The organism is Pseudomonas sp. GL-R-26, from assembly GCF_019947365.1.
GTDB lineage: Bacteria > Pseudomonadota > Gammaproteobacteria > Pseudomonadales > Pseudomonadaceae > Aquipseudomonas.
Window position 1 is genome coordinate 22389 of the sequence record NZ_JAGYGI010000026.1, and the last position, 22407, is coordinate 44795.

Consider the following 22407-nt stretch of genomic DNA (forward strand, 5'->3'; position numbering starts at 1 on the left):
ATTGAGGTCCAGTGTAAAAACCGCGTCCCGGCACAACTATTGGTGCGTGCAGCCCCCTCGCTAAAGAAAACCCCTAGACCCCCACCGGTTACCTCTGAGCGCATCCCGCTGTGCGAGCAGGTATAAAACGCCATACTGCAAATCTCTGCCGCCAGGGGCCGTGCGATGTACCAGCCAAAACCGAACGACTTTTATGCGCTGATCGAAGCCATGCCGCTGTGCATCATTCTTCATGACGCGCACACCAAGGAAATTCTCTGGGCCAACGCCGCTGCCTTGGCCGCACTGGGCTTTACCCTGGAAGAACTGACGCCGCTCAAGGCCCCGGACATGACCCGCGACGCACCGAAGTACCGGCGCTCGGTGGGTTTGCGCTGGCTGGAAGGTGCCGCGCGCACCGGGCAACGGGCCATCGAGTGGTGCTATCGCTCCAAGCAAGGGGTGGAGATTCTGTCCGAGGCGGTGGCGACCCTGGTGCACCTGGACGGTCGCGATGTGTTGATGGTGCAGTTCCGCGACATTTCCAAGGAGGACAAGGTCAAGCGCGACCTCAAGCGGTTCGAAAGCCGACTCACGGCGTTCATGCAGGACCTGGCCGAAGGCGTGGCGGTGCTCGGCCCCGAGGGCGACATCGTTTTTATCAGTGACTCCGGCGCGCACCTGCTCAACAGCGAAGTGCACAAGCTGATGGGCAAGAACTTCCTGGCCTGGTGCGACGACGCATCCGGCCAGCGCCTGCTGCAACAGCTTGCCCATGAGAGACCGAAGCACGCGCCGTTCAACGTGCATTACAGGGTGCAGCGCCGCGATGGCGAGTGGCGCTGGCATGACGCAACCTGCCGCTACATCGAGATCGAGGACGATCTGGTCGGCCATCTGCTGTTGTTCCGCGACGTCACCGAGCAAGTGCTGGCCGAAGAGGCGCGGCGGGTCAGCGAGCAGAAAATCGAATACCTGGCGCGCTACAACGCCATGGGTGAAATGGCCGTGGCCATCGCCCACGAGTTGAGCCAGCCATTGGCGGCGACTCGCAACTTTATTGAAGGCGCGGTGATTCGCCTGGGCAACGCCGGCGAAACCGATCAAGGCGTCGCCTGGGGTTTGCAGAGCGCCGTGCGGCAGATTGAGCACGCCTCGGTGATCATCAAGAGTGTGCGCGATTACGTGGTCAAGCTGGAGCAGACCGAAGAACTGGTCGACCTCAATGAGCTGTTGCGCGAAACCCGCTACTTCATCAGCCTGCGGGCCGATCCGAGCCTGGTGCGCGTGGAAATCGTCACCGCGCCCGAACCGCTGCGGGTGAGTTGCGAGAAGGTGCTGATCGGTCAGGTGATCCTCAACCTGGCCTTCAACGCCATTGAAGAAATGGCTGACCTGCCTACTGAACGTCGATTGCTGCGCATCCATGCCAGCCGAGAGAACGATGTGGCCCTGGTGCGCATCGAGGACTGCGGGCGCGGCATCCAGGCCCAGGCGCAAGAGAAACTGTTCGACGGTTTCTTCTCGTCCAAGGTCAGCGGCAACGGCATCGGCCTGGCGCTGTGCAAGAACATCATCGGCCGCCACCGTGGCGATATCTGGGCGCAAAACCTCGAGCCGTGCGGCGCGGTGTTCAGCTTCTCCCTGCCCCTCGCCTGAAGCACACAAGTCCTGTGGCCTGATCTACACAAACCCTGTGGCCTTACACAACCCCTGTGGCGAGGGGGCTTGCCCCCGCTGGGTCGCGAAGCGGCCCCCAACGATCCTACAGACAGACCGAATCGCCTGAATTTGCGGCGGCTTCGCCACCGAACGGGGGCAAGCCCCCTCGCCACAAATTCGCCTACATCCTTCTCCCTCTCATTCCAGTCAACCCCCCGCCTTATCAGCTTGTGCAGCCAGTTTCATGACACTGGCACAGACACACAAACACTTGGCAGGCAGGGCAATTCTCCCGATCGCGGGGCACGGCAGAATCAAAGGGTAAAAATCTGCCAAAGCACCCGCGATCCGCGTTACCAACAATTCAGGAAGTTCCCCTTATGCGAACAAACAGGATCTCCGTACAGTCAGCGCTAGGCCTGAGCCTGCTTGTACTCGGTTTGAACAGTGCCCGCGCGGACTTGCCCGCCGGTACGATTGGCCAGACCGTTCTGGCGTTTCCACCCGAAGCTCACCGCGCGTTTGTCATCGACGTCGAGTTCGACAGCTTCGTGGCTGGCCGCGTGACCGTGGTCGACCCGGACCAGAAGCGCATCCTCGGCATGGTGCCGACCGGTTTTGCTGCGCCGTCGACCCTCAGTCACGACAAGAAGACCCTCTACAGTGCGGACATCTGGTATTCGCGCGGCACCCGTGGCACCCGCACCGACGTGCTCACCGCCTGGGACAGCTCGACCCTGTCGCCGGCCTGGGAAGTACTGATTCCGAACAGGCGCGCCGAATCGCTGACCCAGCGTTACTCGCTCAAGCCGAGCGGCGACGACAAGTTCGTCTACGTCTACAACTTCACCCCGTCGACGTCGGTGACCGTGGTCGATACCCAGGCCAAGGCCGTTGCCACGGAAATCGCCATCCCCGGTTGCGTGCTCAACTACCCGGTCGGCAACCGCCGCTTCGCCTCGCTGTGCGGTGACGGCAGCCTGCAGGTGGTGACCCTCAACGATCAGGGCCAGGAAACCGCGCGCAGCCGCACGCCGTTCTTTGATCCGAACGCAGAAAAACTGGTAGAGCGCGCGGTCAACGTCGGCGACACCTACTACTTCACCACCACGACCGGCACCGTACACCCAGTGGATTTCGCCGGCGACGCGCCGAAGGTCCTGCCGTCCTGGTCACTGGTTTCCGACGAGGAAAAGAAAGCCGGTTGGGCGCCGGGTGGCTGGCAGTTGATGGCCGTGGCACCGAAGCTGGACCGCTTGTACGTGCTGATGCACGACGCCCACGAAGCGATGAAGTGGGAAGACCCTAGCCCGCTGATCTGGGCGTTTGACCTCAAGACCCACAAGAAAGTGGCGACCCTGGAGGCCCCGGTTCCGGTGTGGAGCATGCAGGCCACTGGCGACGACAAGCCGCTGTTGCTCGGCGCCGACGTGGAAGGCGGTTTGCAGATTTTCGATCTGAAGACCAACAAGCTCACCGGCAGCATGCCGAAAGTCGCCAAAACCGCGACTCAAGTCCTGAGCTACTAAGAGGTTCGGCCATGCACACAGATCCGATCTTCATCATTGCCAGCGCCGTCGCCATCGCGGTGTTGCTGGCCAGCGCCGCGACCCACAAGTTGCGCGCGCCGGCCCGCTTCGCCCGGCAGCTGGCGGACTATCAACTGCTGCCCGAGGCGCTGGTGCGCCCGACGGCACGGTTGGTGCCGTTGCTGGAACTGGCCATCGCCTTTGCCCTGCTGGTGCCGGTCAGCCGTGGTTATGCCTCGTTGAGCGCCGCCAGCCTGTTGGCGCTGTACGCCGCCGCCATCGGCATCAACCTATGGCGCGGTCGTGCGGACATCGATTGCGGTTGCGCCGGTCCCGACCAGGCGCAGCCACTGCGCCCGATACTGCTGCTGCGCAACAGCGCACTGGTGGCTCTGGCGCTGGTCGCCAGCGTGGCGCCGGTTGCCCGCGACCTGAACCTGTTCGATGGCTTCGTGACCCTGGCCGCCGCTGCGGTCGCGCTGCTCATCTACGCCGCGGCCGATGGCTTGCTGGCGAATTCCCCTCTTCTGCTCAAATTGATTGGTAGGTAATCGAAATGGAAGGCTTGATTGTTTCCAACGTTCTGCTCTGGGTGCTGCTGGTGGCTGTGGCGTTTGTCGTCATGGGCCTGGTGCGGCAGATTGGCGTGCTGCACGGTCGCCTGGCGCCGGCCGGCGCGTTGATGGTCGACAAAGGCGTGGCGGTCAATGAACCCGCGCCGCAAGTCACCGCCAGCGACCGTCACGGTCGTCCGGTGAACTTCGGTTATGCCGGCGAGAAATCGCAACTGCTGTTCTTCCTCTCGCCGACCTGCCCGATCTGCAAGTCGCTGCTGCCGGCGATCAAATCCATCGCCAAGGAACAGGCCGGTACCCTCGACGTGGTGTTCGTCAGCGACGGCGACATGGACGCCCAGCAAGCGCTGATCCGCGAACACAAACTCGAAGACGCCACCTACGTGGTCGGCCCGGAAGTGGGCATGACCTACCAGATCGGCAAGCTGCCGTACGCCGCGCTGATCGACAAGGCCGGCACCCTGCGCGCCAAAGGCCTGGTCAACTCCCGCGAGCACCTGGACAGCCTGTTCGAAGTCGAGCACCTGAAGCACGCCACGCTGCAGCAGTACCTCAATGCCCAACCGCACACCCACGATCACGACCACAGCCACGGCCATAGCCACTGATAAGGCAGGGAGACCTTTATGAAACTGCTGGATCTGTTGTTTGAGCGTTCGTCCCGCCGTGTCGCCGACACCACGTCGCGCCGCAAACTGCTGGCCCGCATGGGTTCGCTGATGGTGGCCGGTGCCGCCCTGCCCCTGCTGTTGCCGCTGGATCGCACCAGCAAGGCCCTGGCCGCGGAGCCTGCACAGGCCGGCGACCCGGGTGATCCGAACAGCTGCGACTACTGGCGCTACTGCTCCATCGACGGCTTTCTGTGCAGCTGCTGCGGCGGGTCGGTGACGTCCTGCCCACCGGGCACCGAAGCCTCGCAAGTGACCTGGATCGGCACCTGCCGCAACCCGGCCGACGGCAAGGACTACATCATTTCGTACAACGACTGCTGCGGTAAGCAAAGCTGCGCCCAGTGCGCCTGCACCCGTAACGACAGTGAAGAACCGGCCTACCGCCCGTTCAACAACAACGATGTGAACTGGTGCCTGGCCGCCAAATCGCACATCTATCACTGCACCGTTTCGGTCATCCGCGGCGTCGCCGTTTAAAAACGCGCTTTCCGCCGGTTGTTCGCGCAATCGGCGGCTTTTTTATTTTGTCCGGTTGTTTTTTAACTTTCGCCCGCAACAAGCAAAAGGTGCTCAGTCATGCGCAAGTTGCTACTCCTCGGTCTCATCTGCGCCCTTGGCGCCCCGCTCGCCTATGCCCGGGCCATTCCCACCCCGAACCAGCATCACGCGCCGGGCAATGAATCACTGCAAACCCCGATTGCTCAGGCCGGTTACAGCGTCGGCGTGAACTACCAGCTGCAATGCGCCGGTTGCCACCTGGGCGACGGCAGCGGTTCCGCCGCCAACGACACGCCACGGATGAAAGGCTTTGTCGGCAATTTCCTGAAAGTCCCGGGCGGCCGCGAATTCCTCGTGCGGGTGCCGGGCATGTCGCAGTCGGCGCTGAACAACGCGCAACTGGCGGACTTGCTCAACTGGCTGATGCGTGAAGACGGCATGGCTGGCAATAGCCTGCCGGTCGACTATCAGCCCTACACCGCCGAAGAAGTCACGGCGTTGCGCGCCAAGACCATGCTCAACCTGCCCGGCACCCGTAGCGAGTTGATCAAGGCCATGCGTGCCCAGGGCATCGCGATCGATGACGGGATGAATGACTGAGATCGACATGCTCCAGGTTCGACTATCTGGACGATGGACGCGTTGACGGCAAATAAGTAACGTAACGGTGCTGTTTTCGAACCTGGAAAATCGAAAAGGGAGTTTGCATCGTGACCGAAGAGACAAAAACCAAAGGACCGGCTTCGTACTTTCCGTCCATTGAAAAAAAGTACGGGCAGCCGATCAGCCACTGGCTGGACCTGCTCAAGACCGTCAGCGACAAGAAACACATGGAACTGGTGGCCTGGCTCAAAGCCGAACACGGCATGGGTCATGGTCACGCCAATGCGCTGGTTGCCTACCATCTGGCAGCCACTAAAAGCGCCTAGCCATGCGCAGTCGGCGGAGCCGGGTAAACCGGCTCCACCGTAAATCTTCTGTTGCCCTATCCTTTCATCCAACCCATCACGCCGGACATCGACCATGTCAGCCCCCGAATCCACCCTCCTCGACAGTTGGCACCACAACGCCCGGGCCTGGATCGACGCCATCCGCAGCGGCACCATCGAAAGCCGCCAAAAGGTCACCGACCAGGCCATCCTGATGGCGGTGCTGGGTCGCCAGCCCGAGCGTGCGCTCGACCTGGGATGCGGCGAAGGCTGGTTGTTGCGTGCGCTGGCAGACCGGGGTATCGAGGCGGTCGGCGTGGATGGCGATGGGACGCTGGTGGCGGCGGCGCGGGCGGCGGGCGCTGCGCCGGTGCATTTGGCGAGCTATGAACAGTTGGCAGACGCGAAAGTCGACATCGGCCGCGACTACAACCTGATCTGCGCCAACTTCGCCCTGCTGCACCAGGACATCATCCCCCTGCTCGCCGCCATGAACACCCTGCTCGCCCCGGGTGGCGCGCTGGTGATCCAGACGCTGCACCCGTGGGCGGCTGCGGCGGGTGATTATCAGGATGGTTGGCGGGAAGAGACCTTCGCAGGCTTCAAGGGACAGTGGCAGCCCATGCCGTGGTATTTCCGCACCCTGTCCAGTTGGCTGAACGCGCTGGACATGGCGGGTTTTGTGCTGGCCGGCTTGCAAGAGCCACAGCACCCGCAAAGCTCCGTGCCACAGTCATTGCTGTTGGTGGCAGAGCCGCGCCGCTGAGTGATGCAAATCCTTTGGAAGCTTGCTCCGGGCGGCGTTCCGACGATAGCGGTCTGGCCGTCACTGCATCGCTGGCTGTCATTCCGTCATCGCGAGCAAGCTCGCTCCCACAGGTTTCACTGGTGCATCCAGTAAAGCGTCAGGCCCATTCTTTACGCAGGTGGCGCGCAGCGTTGACCATGTGCACCAGCGCCGCTTCGGTTTCCGGCCAGCCGCGGGTCTTGAGGCCGCAGTCCGGATTGACCCACAGGCGGTCGGCGGGAATACGCTTGGCGGCCTTGCGCAGCAGGTTGGCCATTTCCGAGGAGTCCGGCACCCGTGGCGAGTGGATGTCATACACGCCCGGGCCGATTTCGTTCGGGTAGGCGAAGGCTTCGAACGCGTCCAGCAGCTCCATGTCCGAGCGCGAGGTTTCGATGGTGATCACGTCGGCATCCATGGCGGCGATGGACTCGATCACATCGTTGAATTCGCTGTAGCACATGTGGGTATGGATCTGGGTTTCGTCACGCACGCCGGAGGCGCACAGGCGAAACACTTCGGTCGCCCAGTCCAGGTAGTGCTGCCACTGCGCCTGACGCAACGGCAGGCCTTCACGGAACGCGGCCTCGTCGATCTGCACGATCTTGATCCCGGCGGTTTCCAGGTCCACCACTTCATCACGGATCGCCAACGCCAGTTGACGGGCCTGCACTTCGCGGCTCACGTCTTCGCGCGGGAACGACCACATCAGCATGGTCACGGGACCGGTCAACATGCCCTTCATCACCTTGTCGGTGAGGCCTTGGGCATAGCGGATCCACTCCACGGTCATGGCTTTCGGACGACTCAGGTCACCGTATATCACCGCCGGTTTCACGCAGCGCGAACCGTAGCTCTGGACCCAGCCGAAACGGGTGAGCACGTAGCCGTCGAGTTGCTCGGCGAAGTATTCGACCATGTCGTTGCGCTCGGCTTCACCGTGCACCAGCACGTCCAGGCCCAGGCGTTCCTGCACTTGCACGGCGTGACGGATCTCGCTGTGCATGGCTTCGGTGTATTCGGCTTCGGTCAGTTTGCCTTGCTTGAACGACTGACGAGCCAGGCGGATGGACGCGGTTTGCGGGAACGAACCGATGGTGGTGGTCGGAAACGGCGGCAGGTTCAGGCCGGCGCGCTGTTTCTCGATGCGCTGGGCAAACGGCGAATGACGCTGGCTGTCCTGGGCGGTGATGGCGGCAACACGCGCCTGTACGGCCGGTTTGTGGATGCGCGGCGAGGCAGCACGGCTGGCCTGCACGGCGCGGCTTTGAGTCAGCGCTTCAAGCACCCTAGGCGCTTCCGGCTCGTTGACTGCCTGAGCCAGCACCGCGACTTCTTCACACTTCTGCACGGCAAACGCCAGCCAGCTTTTCAGTTCGGCATCGAGCTTGTCTTCACGCCCCAGGTCAACCGGGCTGTGCAGCAGCGAGCAGGATGGCGCGACCCACAGGCGATCACCCAGACGTTCTTGTGCGTGCTGCAAGGTGGCCAAAGCGTTTTCCAGATCGCAGCGCCAGACGTTACGGCCGTTGACCACGCCCAGCGACAGCACTTTGTAGGCTGGCAGGCGATCGAGGATGGTCGGGTACTGCTCAGGTGCGCGAACCAGATCGATGTGCAGGCCGTCCACCGGCAGGTTGGCGGCCAGGCCCAGGTTCTCTTCCAGCCCACCGAAGTAAGTGGCGACCAGCTTCTTCAACGGGTCACGCTGAATCAGGTTGTAGGCCCGCTCAAAGGCGTTTTTCCAGTCCTGTGGCAGGTCGAGTACCAGGATCGGCTCGTCGATTTGCACCCACTCGACGCCCTGTGCCGCCAGGCGCTGGAAGATCTGGCCGTACAGCGGCAACAGACGATCCAGCAGCTCCAGCTTGTCGAATTCGGCGCCCTTGGCCTTGCCCAGCCACAGGTAAGTCAGCGGGCCGATGATCACCGGCTTGACGTTGTGCCCCAATGCGCGGGCTTCTTCGACCTCTTCGAACAACTGGTCCCAGCCGAGCTGGAACTGCTGATCGGCGCTGAATTCAGGGACGAGGTAGTGATAGTTGGTGTCGAACCACTTGGTCATTTCCTGGGCATGCGCGCCGCCGCAGCAACTGTCGCTGACACCACGCGCCATGCCGAACAAGGTTTGCAGGCTGGCCTTGCCATCGTGCGGGCGTAACCGCTCCGGGATCACACCGAACATCAACGAGTGAGTCAGGACCTGGTCGTACCAGGCGAAGTCACCGACGGGCAGCAGATCGATGCCGGCCTTTTTCTGCAAATCCCAGTGGGTCTTGCGCAGGTCGCGGCCCACAGCGCGCAGACCGGCTTCGTCGAGCTCGCCCTTCCAGAACGCCTCTTGAGCCTTTTTTAGTTCGCGGTCGCGACCAATGCGTGGAAATCCAAGGGAATGGGCCACAGCCATGTCAAATAACTCCAATGCGTTCAATGGGGCCATTGTCGACAGTGCCAACGAGTGAGACAAACTCATTTTAATCTTGATGATCACAAGTTCTTCTCATGATCGATGACACTGCACAGCCTGCACTGGATGGACACCTGATTCAGCGCACTCGCCCCGATGTTCAACCTGCACCTGAAAACCACTGGCGTGACCGAACCGTGGCGTGTGCGTAAGCCGGGCGTCGATGGCATCATCACCCGCTACGAAGGTTTCGATGCCCGCCCCCCTCTGATCGACTAAGGAATAGTCCCGATGCGTATCAAGACACTGCTGGCCTGTGCCACGACGTCCTACCCGGACACCACAGCGCAGGCCGCCGAGATCAGCCAATGACGGCCATTTTTCGGCCGCGTCCGACGTTGATCTTTTTGCTGTTATTGCTGGTGCTGGTTTTCTGGCTGTCCCTGGCCCTTGGGCCGGTCAGCCTGCCGCTGGGCGATACCTTGCTGGCCGGGATGCGACTGCTGGGGTTGCCGCTGGAAGGTGGCGACACGCAGCAGGCGGAGTTGATCCTCGGGCAGATTCGCCTGCCGCGCAGCTTGCTCGGCATCGCCGTCGGTTCGGTACTGGCGTTGTCCGGCGTGGCAATGCAGGGGTTGTTCCGCAATCCCTTGGCGGACCCAGGTCTTGTCGGCGTCTCGGGTGGTGCGGCGCTCGGTGCCGCCCTTGCCATCGTCGGCGGCAGCCTGCTCGGTGGCTTGCCGCCGGCGATCGAACCCTACCTGCTGTCGGTCAGCGCCTTCGCCGGTGGCTTGATCGTCACGGCGGTGGTGTATCGTTTTGGTCGCCGCAACGGGCAAACCGACGTTGCCACCATGCTCTTGGCGGGTGTGGCGATGACGGCCATGGCCGGTGCCGGGGTCGGTCTGTTCACCTACCTGGCCGACGACGCCACTTTGCGCACCCTGACGTTCTGGAACCTGGGTAGCCTCAACGGCGCCAGCTACCCGCGCTTGTGGCCGTTGCTGATCGTCACCCTGGGCGTGGCGTTGTGGTTGCCCCGCCGGGCGGCGGCGCTCAATGCATTGCTGCTGGGTGAGTCGGAGGCCCGTCACCTGGGCTTCGACATCGAGCGGATCAAGCTTGAGCTGGTGCTGTGCACGGCGCTCGGCGTCGGCGCGGCCGTCGCGGCAGCCGGCCTGATCGGCTTTATCGGCCTGGTGGTGCCGCATCTGATGCGCCTGCTGGTCGGCCCGGATCACCGGGTGTTGCTGCCCGCCTCGTTGCTGGCCGGTGCCAGTCTGCTGTTGCTGGCCGATCTGGCGGCGCGCCTGCTGTTGGCGCCGGCCGAGTTGCCCATCGGCATCGTGACTGCGCTGATCGGCGCTCCGTTCTTTCTATATCTGTTGGTGCGAGGGCGTTCCTGATGCTGCGGGCAAACAACTTGCTGGTACGTCGTGGCAAGCGCACGGTACTGGCGAACATCGATATCGAGTTGCGCCCTGGTGAAGTGCTGGGTGTGCTGGGGCCGAACGGCGCTGGCAAAAGCACCCTGCTCGCCGCTTTATGCGGCGACCTGGCGACCAGCGAAGGCAGGGTCAGCCTCGACGAGCGTCCACTCGCCGACTGGCCGGGTCAGGAACGGGCCAAACGCCTGGCCGTGCTGCCGCAGAGTTCGAGCCTGAACTTTGCGTTTTCGGTCAATGAAGTCGTCGGCATGGGTCGCTTGCCCCACGCCAGCGGCCGCGCGCGCGATGCCGAAATCGTCGCCGAGGCGCTCAAAGCCGCCGATGCGCTTCATCTTGCCGGACGCAGCTACCTGGCCCTGTCCGGCGGTGAACGCCAGCGCGTGCATCTGGCGCGGGTGCTCGCTCAGCTCTGGCCCGGTGCCAAAGGGCAAACCCTGCTGCTCGATGAACCGACGTCAATGCTCGATCCGCTGCACCAGCACACCATTTTGCAAGCCGTGCGTGATTTCGCCGAGCGCGGCGCCGCGGTGCTGGTGATCCTGCACGACCTCAACCTGGCCGCACGTTACTGCGATCAACTACTGTTGTTGCAACAGGGCCTGCCCCACGCCTACGGCCCACCGGCAGAGGTGCTGACCGCCGAAGCGCTGGCGGCGGTGTATGGGCTGGAGGTGCTGATTCAGCAACACCCGGAGCGCGGCCACCCGTTGATCATCGCGCGCTGATGCCGCCCCCTCCTCTGTCATCGAGGGGGCACCTGTCCAATAAGGAAAACCGATGCGCTTTCTGTTGCTCTGTGCATTCAGCCTGTTGGCTGCCTGCCAAACCCATCAGGTCACACCACTGCCGGCGCCGATCACTCCGCAAGGGCGTGATCACACCGACCTTGGGGTCATCCGTGAACTCGCCACGGGCCGTACGCTGACACCGCAAGAACTGGTCGAACGCCTGGCCGTTGTGCCTCGGGTATTGGTCGGTGAACAACACGACAACCCGGACCACCACGCCCTGCAATTGTGGCTGCTGCGCGAACTGGCGGTACAACGGGCCCAGGGCAGCCTGCTGATGGAAATGCTCAACCCCGATCAGCAGGCCAGGGTCGATGCCGCGCAGGCCGCGACCCGCGCGGGCCAGCCACCGGCCGATGCGTTCAAGGCGCTGGCCTGGCAGGCCAATTGGGACTGGAGTGTTTATGGCGCACTTGTCACCTATGCGCTAAGGCAGCCGTATCCGCTGCTGGCGGCGAACCTGGACCGCGCGCAGATCATGCAGATCTACAAACAGCGCCCGGTACTCACGGGGCAAGCGTCCACCACCCAACAGGTGCAGGCGACCTTGCTGGACGACATCCGCGAATCCCATTGCGGCCTGCTGCCCGAAGCGCAGATGCCGGCCATGCTCGCCGTGCAGCAGCAACGTGACCGGCGCATGGCCGAGCGCCTGATCGCTGCGCCGACGCCTGCACTGCTGCTGGCCGGTGCCTTCCACGTGCGCAAGGATCTAGGCGTGCCGCTGCACCTGAAGGACCTCAGTGCCGGTGAAGGGAATGCGGTGTTGATCCTGGCCGAAGCAGGCAAGACCGTGACCGTCGAAAGTGCGGATTATGTCTGGTACACCGCCGCGCAACCGCAACAGGATCATTGCGCGAAGCTGCGTCGTTAACCGGAATCGAACGGGCCCTGCGAGTGTGCAAGGCCCGATCCTTACCGGAGCACCGTCATTCAGAAAGGAACGGTCAGCTTCAGCCGATAGGCATTGCCCTCGGCCCGATTGCGCACCTCGGTCTCCTGTTCCCATTTGGCCGTGAGAAACCACCCCGAGTTGCTGGTGTATTTCACGGACGGACCAATTGCCAGCGCCCGCCCCTTGTTGTCCTCTATACGCTCACCGTTCTGCCGGTCATCCGTGGTCTGGTACAGCACATAACCACCGACTCCGACCACCCAACCGTTACCAAGGCCCCAGCCCAGGGCGTAGTCAACATGCGCTTCCTGGCCGGAACGATAATCCGTGGCATCATTGCGCAGGTTGAAGTCGTACATCATTTTGGCGTCGACGTTGAGTCCGTTCGGATCGATATACGACACCGCCAGCACGGGCTCGATCACCCAATAATTGCGACCGATGTTCGCCTGGTCACCACGGTCGTAGCGACCCGAAGGTGCGATGAAATCCAGTGCCAGAATACTGTGCAGCTTTTCGCTGTGATGAAAACCCAGCGCTGGCCCGAAGATGATGTCGCCCAGGCCCTGCTTGCTTTGCGACTGACCGTTGACTTCCACCTTGAGGTCAACCAGCGGCACCAAGGCGTGCACGGCCAGGTTGCCGCCGAGTATTTTCTGATCGGTCACCCAGATCAGGCGTGGCGCAATCGAGTCGGCCCGTACACTGAAATCCACGGGGAGCTTCTCCCCGTGATTGCCGCGCAAAGAATCCGCCTCGTAGTGACCGACAAAAAACTGTGAATACAGACCTGGCGGCGGCATCGCCCCGGACATGTAGTTCTCCGCCCCCATCGGATAGGATGAACCTCCGTTCTCCGTGGCCTGAACCCCGGTACTGGCAATCGCCAGCAAACTCAATCCGATATGGCACAAGGTGTTTGCACGTGTGGCTCTGAATACAGCATTCATGATCGAGGACCTTTTGTTATTTTTATAGGCAGCCAGGCGCAGCCGATCGTCAAGACGATCTGCTGCGTCCGGCATTTTTTGCAACCCGGAGACGGTGAAACTCAGATGCGTTTGAATAACGCCGAGCGTGTGTTCTCACCGGAGCCATCGGCGGCGCTGTAAAAACGCTCCATAAAGATGTCGCGCTCAAACAGCCGCCCTTGCATCAGGCAGGTAATAGCGGAATCGATCATCACTGGTGGTCCGCACAGATAAGCCTTGCGACCGCTGAAACGACCGTCGAAATGCTGTTTTGCAGCGTCATGCACGTACCCCTTGAACCCTGCCCATTCGCTATCCTCGACCGCCTGGCTGAGCGCTGGCACATAGGTGAAGTTGGCGTGCTCTCGCGCCAGCACTTCGAACAGCTCGCGGTTGTACAACTCCGCCCGATTGCGCGCCCCCTGGAACAGCACGATCTGGCGGATATCCCCCGCCTCAAGCAGGTCGATGATCATCGACTGCGGGCTCGACAGACCGGAGCCGCCGGCGATGAAGATCAAATCTCCCCCCTGCGAGGAACGGACGAAGAACTGCCCATAGGGCCCGGACAGTTCCACCGCGTCGCCGACCTTCAAGTCATCGTGGATCTTGCCGGTGACCACTCCGCCCTCGACCCGCCGCACATGCAATTCGACTTCATCGGCGCGGCTGGGCGGGTTGGCCAGCGAAAACGCTCGCGTGCCCTCGATCCCGGGTAACTGCAGGTTGATGTATTGACCGGCCTGGAACGCCATCGGCCGATCGAGTTTAAGATGCACGCCCTTGATGGTGGGCGACAGATCCACCAGTGCACTGACCACCGCATGGAAGTCCTCGATGGGGTGCCCGAGGAAGTCCGGGTCTGCATCGATGTCAGCCTCGATCACCATGTCGCTTTGCGGAATCGCACAGCACGCCAGCACCTTGCCCTCGTCGCGTTCCATGTCCATCAGCGCAAAGGACGAGGCCGCGCCAAGGTCCGCTTCGCCCTCCAGCACCTGGACCTTGCAGGTGGCGCACGTGCCATGGCCGCAGGCGAATGGCAACCAGACACCCTGTCGCAGCGCGGCCTGAAGAATCGTCTGGCCCTCTTCCACTTCGATCTGTTCGCCAGTGGGTTCGATGGTTACTTGGTAGCTCATCACCGAGTCCTCAATTGAAGCTGCCGGCAATGCCGTTCAAGCCAGGGGTGTCGAGGTGTAGCAGGCTCTTATGGTCGATGCCGTTGGCAACCAGGCTGTCTCCGTAGACCGGAGAGAACGGCTGATCGTTGAGGCGCCATAGCGCACGGCTGAAGTCGACCCGCGCCGCATCCGGGTGGGAGGCAATCGACGGTTTGACCACCTGCTCGATGAAGTCGCTGAACGGCATCGCCGGGGGCAGTGGAAAAGTAAACGGGGCACAGAACATCAGGTGTTTTTCCCAGCACAGGTACACCAGTTGCAGGCCATGGAAATTTTCCTGGCGGTCCAGGGGTTGGGCCTCATAGGCGCCAATGGCAGTCACGGGCATGATCGTTTCCTTATTGTTGTCAGTTGGAATGTGGGAGCGAGCCTGCTCGCGAACGCGGTGCAACAGACACTCAAGCGGTGAATGTCATGGACTCATCGCGAGCAAGCTCGCTCCCACAGTGATACGCAGGGTCAACCGGTCTTTTGCAGGTCCGGGTCAACGGGAGCGCTATTGCGATCGTTCGGATGCCAGTCCTGCCAGCGTCGATGTTCGGCGGAGCCCAAATATTCGAAGTTGTCCTGGCCGGGATTGATGTTGTAGTAGTCACGCACCACCGACTCGACATCCGCGCCACCACAGTTGCCTTGCAGGATCTGATGCACCGGTAGCCAGGCCTGGATGTACTTGGTCGGCTCGTACTCGAAAATGTCGCAGCAACCCTGGGAGCAGAAGTGATAACGCTCGCCTTCATGCTCGGCGCTGCGATGACTGAGGGTGGTCTGGTCATCCGGTTCGCCGAACGACAGCGGGATCTGGCAGATCTGGCAGAGCATCGGCAGCGTCGGGTTGTAAAACCGCTCGCCCTTTTCCTGCAGGGCACGCCAGTGTTCGAATCGTGGCCGATAGATTTTGTCGAAGGTGTCCGGGTACTTCTCCGAGAGCCAGTCCAGTTCCTCGTCGGTCGGCATCCAGGTGTGGAAGTTGGTCGCCTGGCTGTACTGGTAGAAAATTGACCAGGCCTGATGGCTGACGTGGTCCTTGGCGATATTGGCCTCTTCAACATGCTTGGGCGGACGAATGCCGTAGCGCTCAAGGTCCTTGAACAGCGCACCGCCGGCCTCTTCGAAATACACGCCCCAGGCTTCGGACCAGGACATGACTTTATTGGGCAGCATGTAGTCCATCATCATCCCCACCAGCGTCAGCAAGCGGTAACCGCGCCAGAACCACTTGTCGATCCAGCGCTGGATAATCGGCACGTTGTCTTCGTGCTGCTCCAGCAGGAACTTGATCACTTCCAGGCCCAGGGTCATGTGCCGGGCTTCGTCGGACTGTGCGGAGAAGCCAAACGTCACCGTGGCCATATCACCGTTGAACGCAGCACCCGACATGAAGGGAACGAACAACAGGTTGGTCAGCACGTATTCGAACGAGAACGAGATGGCCGTAAGAAACTCGAATGGGCCGGCCGTGCGCGCATCCTCGAAGAACGACTTGGGTACCGAGAGGAACCACACGCGATCATGCATATGGGCGAAATCATGCAGGCCGTTGAAGTGTTTGTTGTAATGGCTCATGGCGTGAATCTGCGTCTGCACGTGACGCAATTCATCGATGGCCTGCATCTGGCAGGCGATCCGCGCGCCGGCACCGCTGAACTGCCTGCCGACCCGGGCGAAACCTTGATAGGCCTGGTACTCCAGCGGCGTGACACCCGAGAGAAAGAGTTTCAGGGCATTGACGTAACGGGCATCCGACAGTGTGGTATGGCCGTTGTTTTGCGAGAACGCGTCGAAGATCGCGTAGAGTTTTTTCTCTTTCTCGGCCTGGTATTTCCAGTAGGTGTCCATGGTCAGGCGGAACGGATCTTCCCACTTGTCCCAGTCGGTGATCTTGATCCCCTCAAAGCGCTCATGAGGGTAAATATCCTCGTGTGTCTGGTAGCTGGGCTCCCAATCCAGGTCACGGGTCATGCAGCGGTATTTTTCTTTGGCATTGAGGCGTTTTTTCACGGCCATGATGGCACTCCCGAATTCTTGTTATGGATCAAACCCTGGCTTGAAACCGGCAATCAGTTGTTCCAGTACAGGGAGAAGCTGTCGTCCTCTTCCACGACGTTGCCGCCAAGGGTGATCACGTACATCAGCATTTCCTGGATATCCCAGGGGCTGCCAGTGAGCGCTTCGACCGTTTCGCGATGGATTTCCAGTCGACCCTGGGCTTCGATGCGGATCATCGATGGCTGATGCTCAATCGCGGCATTCGGGTTGTCCTGGACGATGGCTTCGACGATCGAGCGCGCGTAGTCGGTGTCCTGCAGGTTCATGTACACGAAGGAAGTCATACGCAGGCTCCTGTCAGGCCGAGCTTCTTCAGGCGGGCGTTGAACTCGCTGCACACGGCATCCAGTGCGGACTCATCGATCCCCAGGCCAGCCAGCAGCTGGAGTGCATCGACCGAACGCTGGCTCCAGTGGTCGATCCAGCCTTGAACGAGGGCCTTGTTGGTGGTGCTTTCGTTGACCACGGTCTTGAGCAGGGCATCGACCCAGCGCTGGCTTTCGGCAAACCACAGGCGCATGAACTCGGTCAACATGCCGACCTGGCCTGCGCCATTGGCTGACAGTTGTTCGTCGAGCTTGTGGAACAGCAGCGGGTATACCAGGCCATCGCTGACCAGGTTTTGCGCCACGGTCAACTCGAACCAGTCGCGCACCACCAGCGTGTCCTCGACGTAGCGGCGCACGCCCTGCCACGCGGGATCGTCCAGCCACTGCTGCCGGGCTTGAGCCAGGAGAAGGACATCGCCGTCATCGAGCATCAGGCCGATGCGCGACAGGTATTGCGCAATGCCCAAGCGATCCATGGCCTGGAACATGTGCATCTGCGTCACGCTGGTGCCAAAACCGTCGGCCGCGATGTTGCTGTTGTTCATGTTGGCGCCCATCTCGGCGTGGCGCAGTGGCAACAGCAGCCGGCTGATCAGTTGGGCATTGGTCGCCGAGAGGCCGGCAAGCATGTCGCGCTTCTCGCAAAACGCGTAATCGTGCTCGGCGTTTTCCTGCATCCTGGCCCGGGCCTGGACGTAGGCGCCGTAGTAATACTGGCGCGGGTCGCTGACGGCGTACCAGTCAGCCATGACCACCGCGGTACGTGTGGCATCGTTGAGCAGCTTGTCCGGTTGCCATAGCGGCCGATAATGGAAATTGGTCGCTGACTCCAGGTCGAAACTGGCTTCCTGGTAACGGCTGGCAACCTTGTCGCCAAACCGGCGACGAGTGTGGCTGAACGTGTTGCGGATCGTCTCGACGGTCGTCGTCTTGATCTCGACACTCATGGAGTGGACTCCTGTAATTATTGTTGGGGGGGTTGGTCGGATTCGGCATCTCGGGTTTCGCCGTAGCGCCACTTGCGCGCATCGGCATCGAGGGCTTCGGCCATCTGCGCGTCCATGTGCTGGACCCGGTGGTTTTCGCAGAACTGCTTGAACGCCTGATGCGGCAACACGAGTTCAACGAACAGCTCGGGATAGCCAATGGCGAAATCGAATTCGACAAAGGCATCGCCCGGCATGCTGCGTACACGGATGTAGCGCGGCATCTGGTCGAAGGTATTGGCAGGTTGGTTCATGCTCGGGTCTCCCTTGTTGTTCCGGGTATGGAGCAACAAGGGTGCCAGCGGTGGAAATCCACTCGAACAAAGATTTAAATACCCTTTAAAACAACGTCTTATGAAAAATAAAAGAGAGATGCGAAGGTTCATGAGCACTGTCGGGAGCAAGCAGTCGTACCAACGATTTGATCATTTGCTCAAACCTTGCCAACCCCTTCGAGCAAATGACCAATCGTGCGGAGATTGACTTTTGATGTACTTTCAGGCCGCTTAGAAAAAGAAAAACCGACCTGCCTTGCCCAAGAAATTCCGGTCGTTACGATGCGAAAAAAAACCGCCATTGCCTGAGCGGAAAAGCATCTCCACCCCAAATAACTACAATCAGGGGCGCACTGAATGATCACCAAGTACAAGGCCTCGCAGCACCCGCCGTCGCTCAAGGACCTGACCGACCAGGTGCGCTTTCTCGGCAGCGAAGGCAAGATCTGGCTGGATGAGCAACGCATGCTGTTGATCCAGGTTTCGATGATGGCCTCATGCAGACGCGAGCTGATCGAGATGCTCGGCGTCGAACGGGCCAAGGGCTTTTTTATGCGCCTGGGCTACCAGTCCGGACTCAAGGATGCGGAACTGGCACGCAAACTTCGGCCACATGGCAGTGATGTGGAGATGTTCTTCACCGGCCCGCAACTGCACTCGCTCAAGGGAATGGTCAACGTCCGCCCCCAGGAAATAGATATCGACCTGGAGAATGGCCAGTTCTATGCCGACATCGAGTGGCAGGACTCCTTCGAGGTCGAAAACTGCCAAACGGAAAACCTGCATTCCGACCAGCCGGTGTGCTGGATGCTGCTCGGCTATGCCATCAGCTACAGCTCGTTTTTCCTCGGTCGCCAGATCATCTACAAGGAGGTCAGTTGCCGGGGATGCGGCGGAGAGCAATGCCGGATCATCGGCAAACCCGCTGAGCAATGGGAGGATGCCGAAGAAATCATGCGCTACTTCCAGAGCGATCCAATCATCGATGAGCTGCAGGCACTGCAGGTGCAGGTGGCCAATATGCGCCAGCGCTTGCAGATCGAAGCCGGCAAGTTCTACGGCATCGGCCAGTCGGCGGTGTACCGCAAAACATGCGCATTGATCGACAAAGTGGCCCTGGGCAAGGCCTCGGTGCTGCTATTGGGTGAGACCGGAGTTGGCAAGGAAGTCATCGCCCGTAGCCTGCATTTGCGCAGCGAGCGCGCTGGCGGCCCTTTCATCGCGCTGAACTGCGCAGCCATCCCGCCAGACCTGATCGAAGCCGAGTTGTTCGGCGTGGAAAAAGGCGCCTACACCGGGGCGCAGCAGTCGCGCATGGGCCGCTTCGAACGGGCCAATGGAGGCTCGTTGTTTCTCGATGAGATTGTCGAGTTGACACCGCGTGCCCAAGCCTCGCTGCTGCGCGTATTGCAGGAGGAAGAACTGGAGCGCGTCGGCGACTCACAGACTCGTCAGGTCAATGTACGGGTCATCACCGCGACCCATGAAGACCTTGAAAACGCGGTCCGCCAAGGCCGATTCAGGGCAGACTTGTTCTATCGCCTGAACGTGTTTCCGGTACGTATCCCGGCCTTGCGCGAACGTCGCGAGGACATCCCGCTGCTGATCGAACACTTCCTGGAAAAACTCCATGCCAGCTACAGGAAAAAAACCCTGGGCCTGTCTGACCGAGCGCTGGAGGTATGCCTGCATTACGACTGGCCCGGTAATATCCGTGAGCTGGAAAACCTGATGGAACGCGGCGTGATCATCACCGACGAGAACCAGAGCATCACCGTTGATGCGCTGTTCCCCCATTCACCGCAACTGGCCGAAAGCATCGGGCTGGCCAGCGACGGGCGCCTGGTCAAGGCGACACCGAGCGATAACACGGGCTGGGTCGACAAGATCATCGACAGTGGCATGCCACTGGACTCGGTCGAAGACGCGCTGATTCACGCCGCCATGGAGCGCAGCCAGCAGAACGTGTCGGAAGCAGCTCGCCTGCTCGGCATCACCCGCCCCGCGCTGGCCTACCGCTTGAAAAAGTCCCCGACCTGATCCCTGCTCCAGGATTGTTCATTTGAACAATCCTGACAGCCGGTAGTGATCATTTGCTCAATGCCGGTTGTTCCAATGCCGCACCTGCGTCATTACGCCCCACCCCCCGGTCCAATCGTCTAATCCAGCCCCGCGCACCGGCACAGTTTGTTAACATCCCCGCGATTTTTTCGTCTGTACAGTCATCACGCTGTCATTTCAGCCTGTTCAACAGGATGCTTTTTTCCATGAGTACTTTGTATACCCGCCGAACCGTCCTGCAAGGCATGGGCCTGTTGAGCCTGGGCCTGCTCGCCGGTTGCGACGACAGCAGCAAGCTGTCGTTCAAGTACGGCAAAGACCTCAGCGACAAGATCATGGGGCGTAACTTCAAGCTCAAGAACGCTCAGGGCGAAACCCGGATGCTGGGCAGCTATCGCGGCCTGATGCCGATGGTGTTCTTCGGTTTCACCCAGTGCCCGGCCGTGTGCCCCACCACACTGGCCCGTGCGGCCCAAGCCAAGAAACTGATGGGTCGCGACGGCGAAAGGCTGCAGGTGATCTTCATCACCCTGGACCCTGAGCGCGACACGCCAGAGATGATCGATAAATACGTGAAAGCCTTCGACCCGAGTTTCGAAGCGCTGTACGGCACCCTGGAAGAAACCGCCACCACCGCCAAGGAATTTGGCGTGTTCTTTGAAAAAGTGCCGAGCGGCGATACCTATACACTCTCCCATACCGCGACCAGCTATGTCTTCGACTCCCGGGGCACTCTGCGCCTGGGACTGTCCACGTCCCTGACGGCCCAAGAGTGCGCAGAAGACCTGCTCACCGTGATGGAGGTTTGCTGAAATGAATGCCCCGCAGGCTAAAAACCGTTTCGCACAACGCTGCAAGCAACTGGCGTTGGGCTTGTCCCTGGTCGGCCTGGCCTTTCAAGTGTCGGCACAAACCGAGGTCGACGACGCCTGGGTCCGCGCCACCGTGGCCGGCCAGCCGTCGAGCGGTGCCTTCATGACCGTCACCGCGAGCAGCGACAGCAAACTGCTGAGCGTGCAAACGCCGGCTGCCAAGCTGGTGCAGATTCATGAAATGAGCATGAAAGACGACGTGATGAAAATGCAGCAGGTGCAGTCCGTTGCGCTGCCGGCCGGCAAGCCGGTGAGCTTCGATCCCAACGGCTATCACATCATGCTGATGAATCTCACAGGTCAGATCAAGGAAGGCGACAAGGTACCGCTGACCCTGACCGTCGAAAACGCCAAGGGCGAGAAAGAGTCGATTCAGGTTGAAGCCGTTGCCAAGGCGATTGGCACCATGGACCACAGCAAGATGATGCATGACCACAGCAAGATGAATTGATTTTCTCGTAGTATCGCAACACCAAAAAGATCGCAGCCTGCGGCAGCTCCTATGAAATCGGTGTAGGAGCCGCCGCAGGCTGCGATCTTTTTTTGATCAAGACCTTTTCATGTCAACTCAAACGAGCTTGAGCACCACGTTGATGTTGTTGCGCGTGGCTTTCGAGTACGGGCAATACTGGTGCCCAGTGTCGACGATTTTCTGTGCGGTTTCACGGTCCAGCCCTGGCAGGCTGACATTGAGCCGTGCCTGCAGCAGGTAGCCGCCTTCATTGGTGCCCAAATCAACCTCGGCATCGACGGCCACATCCTTGGGCAGCGCCACTTTCATTTCCCTGGCTGCAACCTGCATGGCGCCGATGAAACAGGCTGACCACCCGGCAGCGAACAGTTGCTCGGGGTTAGTACCGCCACCGCCCGCACCCGGCGACGACAGCTTCACGTCGAGGATTCCGTCGGAGCTGCGGGACGCGCCGTCACGCCCGCCGGTGGTGTGGGTTTGGGCGGTGTACAACACTTTATCGATCTGGCTCATGGTGACCTCCTGATTGAGTTGTAAGAAACCGGTTTTGCACCCCATCGGGTCGCTGGGATGGTCAATCAATATAGACGCCACAGCCCCACACCGCGGTCGATCCGACCGGCGCCCGCTTCTTCTTTATTTACGCGCCAACTTGTACCTGACGCAGTCCTCATAAAAGCTCTGGCGCACAGCAGTCGGTTTGAATCGCGACGGACTGTCATAAGTTTGCTCTGTAATGCCAAGAGCCATCATGCGCATCCAGCTTTTGGCGAACTTGTAGACCTGGATTTTCTGCCGGGCGGCATACAAGGAAACACCTGAAAGCTTGAGTTCCTGTGCCCTTGCAGCGGTGCCTGCACCCCAACTGCACATGTACTGATCATTGGCGGCAAGTTCTTTTGCTTGAGCCGAGTTAGCTATGCCCGCAACTATTAGCGGGATTAATGCGATCCATATCTTGCGCATTTCGACCTATCTAACCAATTGAAAACCAAGTAATTTTGAAGAGAACTTTGAAACTTGGGGGCCAGCATCGTGCC

General features: G+C 60.7%; 24 protein-coding genes and 1 pseudogene. 15 read left to right on the forward strand and 10 right to left on the reverse strand.

The features are described 5' to 3' along the window. Window positions 1–165 precede the first annotated feature (165 nt). From KGA96_RS22995 to KGA96_RS23030, 8 genes are all read left to right on the forward strand, one after another. A complete protein-coding gene (locus tag KGA96_RS22995; RefSeq protein WP_223515063.1) occupies window positions 166–1638 on the forward strand; it encodes an ATP-binding protein in 1473 nt (490 codons plus the stop codon). Window positions 1639–2021: 383 nt separating this feature from the next. Then, on the forward strand, window positions 2022–3170 hold the full coding sequence (locus KGA96_RS23000) for an amine dehydrogenase large subunit (RefSeq protein ID WP_223515066.1): 1149 nt from the start codon (window positions 2022–2024) through the stop codon (window positions 3168–3170). A gap of 11 nt (window positions 3171–3181) precedes the next feature. Further along, window positions 3182–3721 (forward strand): MauE/DoxX family redox-associated membrane protein, encoded by a 540-nt coding sequence (locus tag KGA96_RS23005; RefSeq protein ID WP_223464990.1) that lies wholly within the window; start codon window positions 3182–3184, stop codon window positions 3719–3721. Window positions 3722–3726: 5 nt separating this feature from the next. Continuing rightward, complete coding sequence (gene mauD / locus KGA96_RS23010; protein ID WP_223515069.1) at window positions 3727–4353, forward strand: methylamine dehydrogenase accessory protein MauD; 627 nt, start codon at window positions 3727–3729, stop codon at window positions 4351–4353. A gap of 18 nt (window positions 4354–4371) precedes the next feature. Next, a complete protein-coding gene (locus KGA96_RS23015) occupies window positions 4372–4893 on the forward strand; it encodes a methylamine dehydrogenase light chain (RefSeq protein WP_008050506.1) in 522 nt (173 codons plus the stop codon). A gap of 99 nt (window positions 4894–4992) precedes the next feature. Beyond that, on the forward strand, window positions 4993–5514 hold the full coding sequence (locus tag KGA96_RS23020) for a cytochrome C (protein ID WP_223464988.1): 522 nt from the start codon (window positions 4993–4995) through the stop codon (window positions 5512–5514). 110 nt (window positions 5515–5624) lie between these two features. Then, entirely contained in the window at window positions 5625–5843 is a 219-nt protein-coding gene (locus KGA96_RS23025) for a DUF4287 domain-containing protein (RefSeq protein ID WP_046040348.1), read from the forward strand. Window positions 5844–5937: 94 nt separating this feature from the next. Next, window positions 5938–6609: a class I SAM-dependent methyltransferase gene (locus KGA96_RS23030; protein ID WP_223464984.1), complete on the forward strand. Its 672-nt coding sequence runs from the start codon at window positions 5938–5940 to the stop codon at window positions 6607–6609. A 139-nt stretch (window positions 6610–6748) separates the two neighbouring features. Here KGA96_RS23030 and metE read toward each other — a convergent pair whose 3' ends face one another. After that, entirely contained in the window at window positions 6749–9037 is a 2289-nt protein-coding gene (gene metE, locus KGA96_RS23035; RefSeq protein WP_223515071.1) for a 5-methyltetrahydropteroyltriglutamate--homocysteine S-methyltransferase, read from the reverse strand. A 138-nt stretch (window positions 9038–9175) separates the two neighbouring features. Here metE and KGA96_RS23040 point away from each other — a divergent pair. The 4 genes and pseudogenes from KGA96_RS23040 to KGA96_RS23055 form a co-directional block, all read left to right on the forward strand. Beyond that, window positions 9176–9310: pseudogene (locus KGA96_RS23040) on the forward strand (hemin-degrading factor); the annotation flags it as partial. A gap of 149 nt (window positions 9311–9459) precedes the next feature. Then, window positions 9460–10443, forward strand: coding sequence for a FecCD family ABC transporter permease (locus KGA96_RS23045; protein WP_185754776.1), 984 nt, complete (start codon window positions 9460–9462; stop codon window positions 10441–10443). Beyond that, entirely contained in the window at window positions 10443–11210 is a 768-nt protein-coding gene (locus KGA96_RS23050; protein ID WP_223515074.1) for a heme ABC transporter ATP-binding protein, read from the forward strand. The genes KGA96_RS23045 and KGA96_RS23050 overlap by 1 nt, the downstream gene beginning before the upstream one ends. Before the next feature lie 52 nt (window positions 11211–11262). Then, a complete protein-coding gene (locus KGA96_RS23055) occupies window positions 11263–12147 on the forward strand; it encodes a ChaN family lipoprotein (protein WP_223515076.1) in 885 nt (294 codons plus the stop codon). 59 nt (window positions 12148–12206) lie between these two features. On the opposite strand, the gene KGA96_RS23060 is transcribed toward KGA96_RS23055, so the two are convergent. The 7 genes from KGA96_RS23060 to KGA96_RS23090 form a co-directional block, all read right to left on the reverse strand. Further along, window positions 12207–13118 (reverse strand): transporter, encoded by a 912-nt coding sequence (locus KGA96_RS23060; protein WP_080925304.1) that lies wholly within the window; start codon window positions 13116–13118, stop codon window positions 12207–12209. Between the two features lie 101 nt (window positions 13119–13219). Continuing rightward, entirely contained in the window at window positions 13220–14281 is a 1062-nt protein-coding gene (locus KGA96_RS23065; RefSeq protein WP_046040339.1) for an NADH:ubiquinone reductase (Na(+)-transporting) subunit F, read from the reverse strand. 10 nt (window positions 14282–14291) lie between these two features. Next, entirely contained in the window at window positions 14292–14651 is a 360-nt protein-coding gene (locus tag KGA96_RS23070) for a phenol hydroxylase subunit P4 (protein WP_046040338.1), read from the reverse strand. Window positions 14652–14782: 131 nt separating this feature from the next. Continuing rightward, window positions 14783–16330, reverse strand: coding sequence for an aromatic/alkene/methane monooxygenase hydroxylase/oxygenase subunit alpha (locus KGA96_RS23075; RefSeq protein WP_046040337.1), 1548 nt, complete (start codon window positions 16328–16330; stop codon window positions 14783–14785). A 53-nt stretch (window positions 16331–16383) separates the two neighbouring features. Continuing rightward, the gene (locus KGA96_RS23080) at window positions 16384–16656 is read right to left on the reverse strand and encodes an MmoB/DmpM family protein (protein WP_223464972.1); all 273 of its coding nucleotides are present in this window, start codon (window positions 16654–16656) and stop codon (window positions 16384–16386) included. After that, complete coding sequence (locus KGA96_RS23085; RefSeq protein ID WP_046040335.1) at window positions 16653–17648, reverse strand: aromatic/alkene monooxygenase hydroxylase subunit beta; 996 nt, start codon at window positions 17646–17648, stop codon at window positions 16653–16655. The genes KGA96_RS23080 and KGA96_RS23085 overlap by 4 nt, the downstream gene beginning before the upstream one ends. A gap of 17 nt (window positions 17649–17665) precedes the next feature. Then, window positions 17666–17941, reverse strand: a complete 276-nt coding sequence (locus KGA96_RS23090) for a phenol hydroxylase subunit (protein WP_046040333.1) — start codon at window positions 17939–17941, stop codon at window positions 17666–17668. Between the two features lie 378 nt (window positions 17942–18319). Between KGA96_RS23090 and KGA96_RS23095 the strand changes: the two genes are divergently transcribed. From KGA96_RS23095 to KGA96_RS23105, 3 genes are all read left to right on the forward strand, one after another. Further along, window positions 18320–20002 carry a sigma-54-dependent Fis family transcriptional regulator gene (locus KGA96_RS23095; protein WP_046040332.1) on the forward strand — a complete coding sequence of 561 codons (1683 nt, stop codon included), beginning with the start codon at window positions 18320–18322 and terminating at the stop codon, window positions 20000–20002. Window positions 20003–20229: 227 nt separating this feature from the next. Then, complete coding sequence (locus tag KGA96_RS23100) at window positions 20230–20835, forward strand: SCO family protein (RefSeq protein ID WP_046040331.1); 606 nt, start codon at window positions 20230–20232, stop codon at window positions 20833–20835. A 1-nt stretch (window position 20836) separates the two neighbouring features. Beyond that, window positions 20837–21346, forward strand: coding sequence for a copper chaperone PCu(A)C (locus KGA96_RS23105; RefSeq protein ID WP_046040329.1), 510 nt, complete (start codon window positions 20837–20839; stop codon window positions 21344–21346). 117 nt (window positions 21347–21463) lie between these two features. Here the strand turns inward: KGA96_RS23105 and KGA96_RS23110 are convergent, their stop codons facing one another. Continuing rightward, window positions 21464–21880: an organic hydroperoxide resistance protein gene (locus KGA96_RS23110; protein WP_046040328.1), complete on the reverse strand. Its 417-nt coding sequence runs from the start codon at window positions 21878–21880 to the stop codon at window positions 21464–21466. 123 nt (window positions 21881–22003) lie between these two features. Continuing rightward, window positions 22004–22333: a hypothetical protein gene (locus KGA96_RS23115; protein WP_046040326.1), complete on the reverse strand. Its 330-nt coding sequence runs from the start codon at window positions 22331–22333 to the stop codon at window positions 22004–22006. Between the last annotated feature and the right edge of the window lie 74 nt (window positions 22334–22407).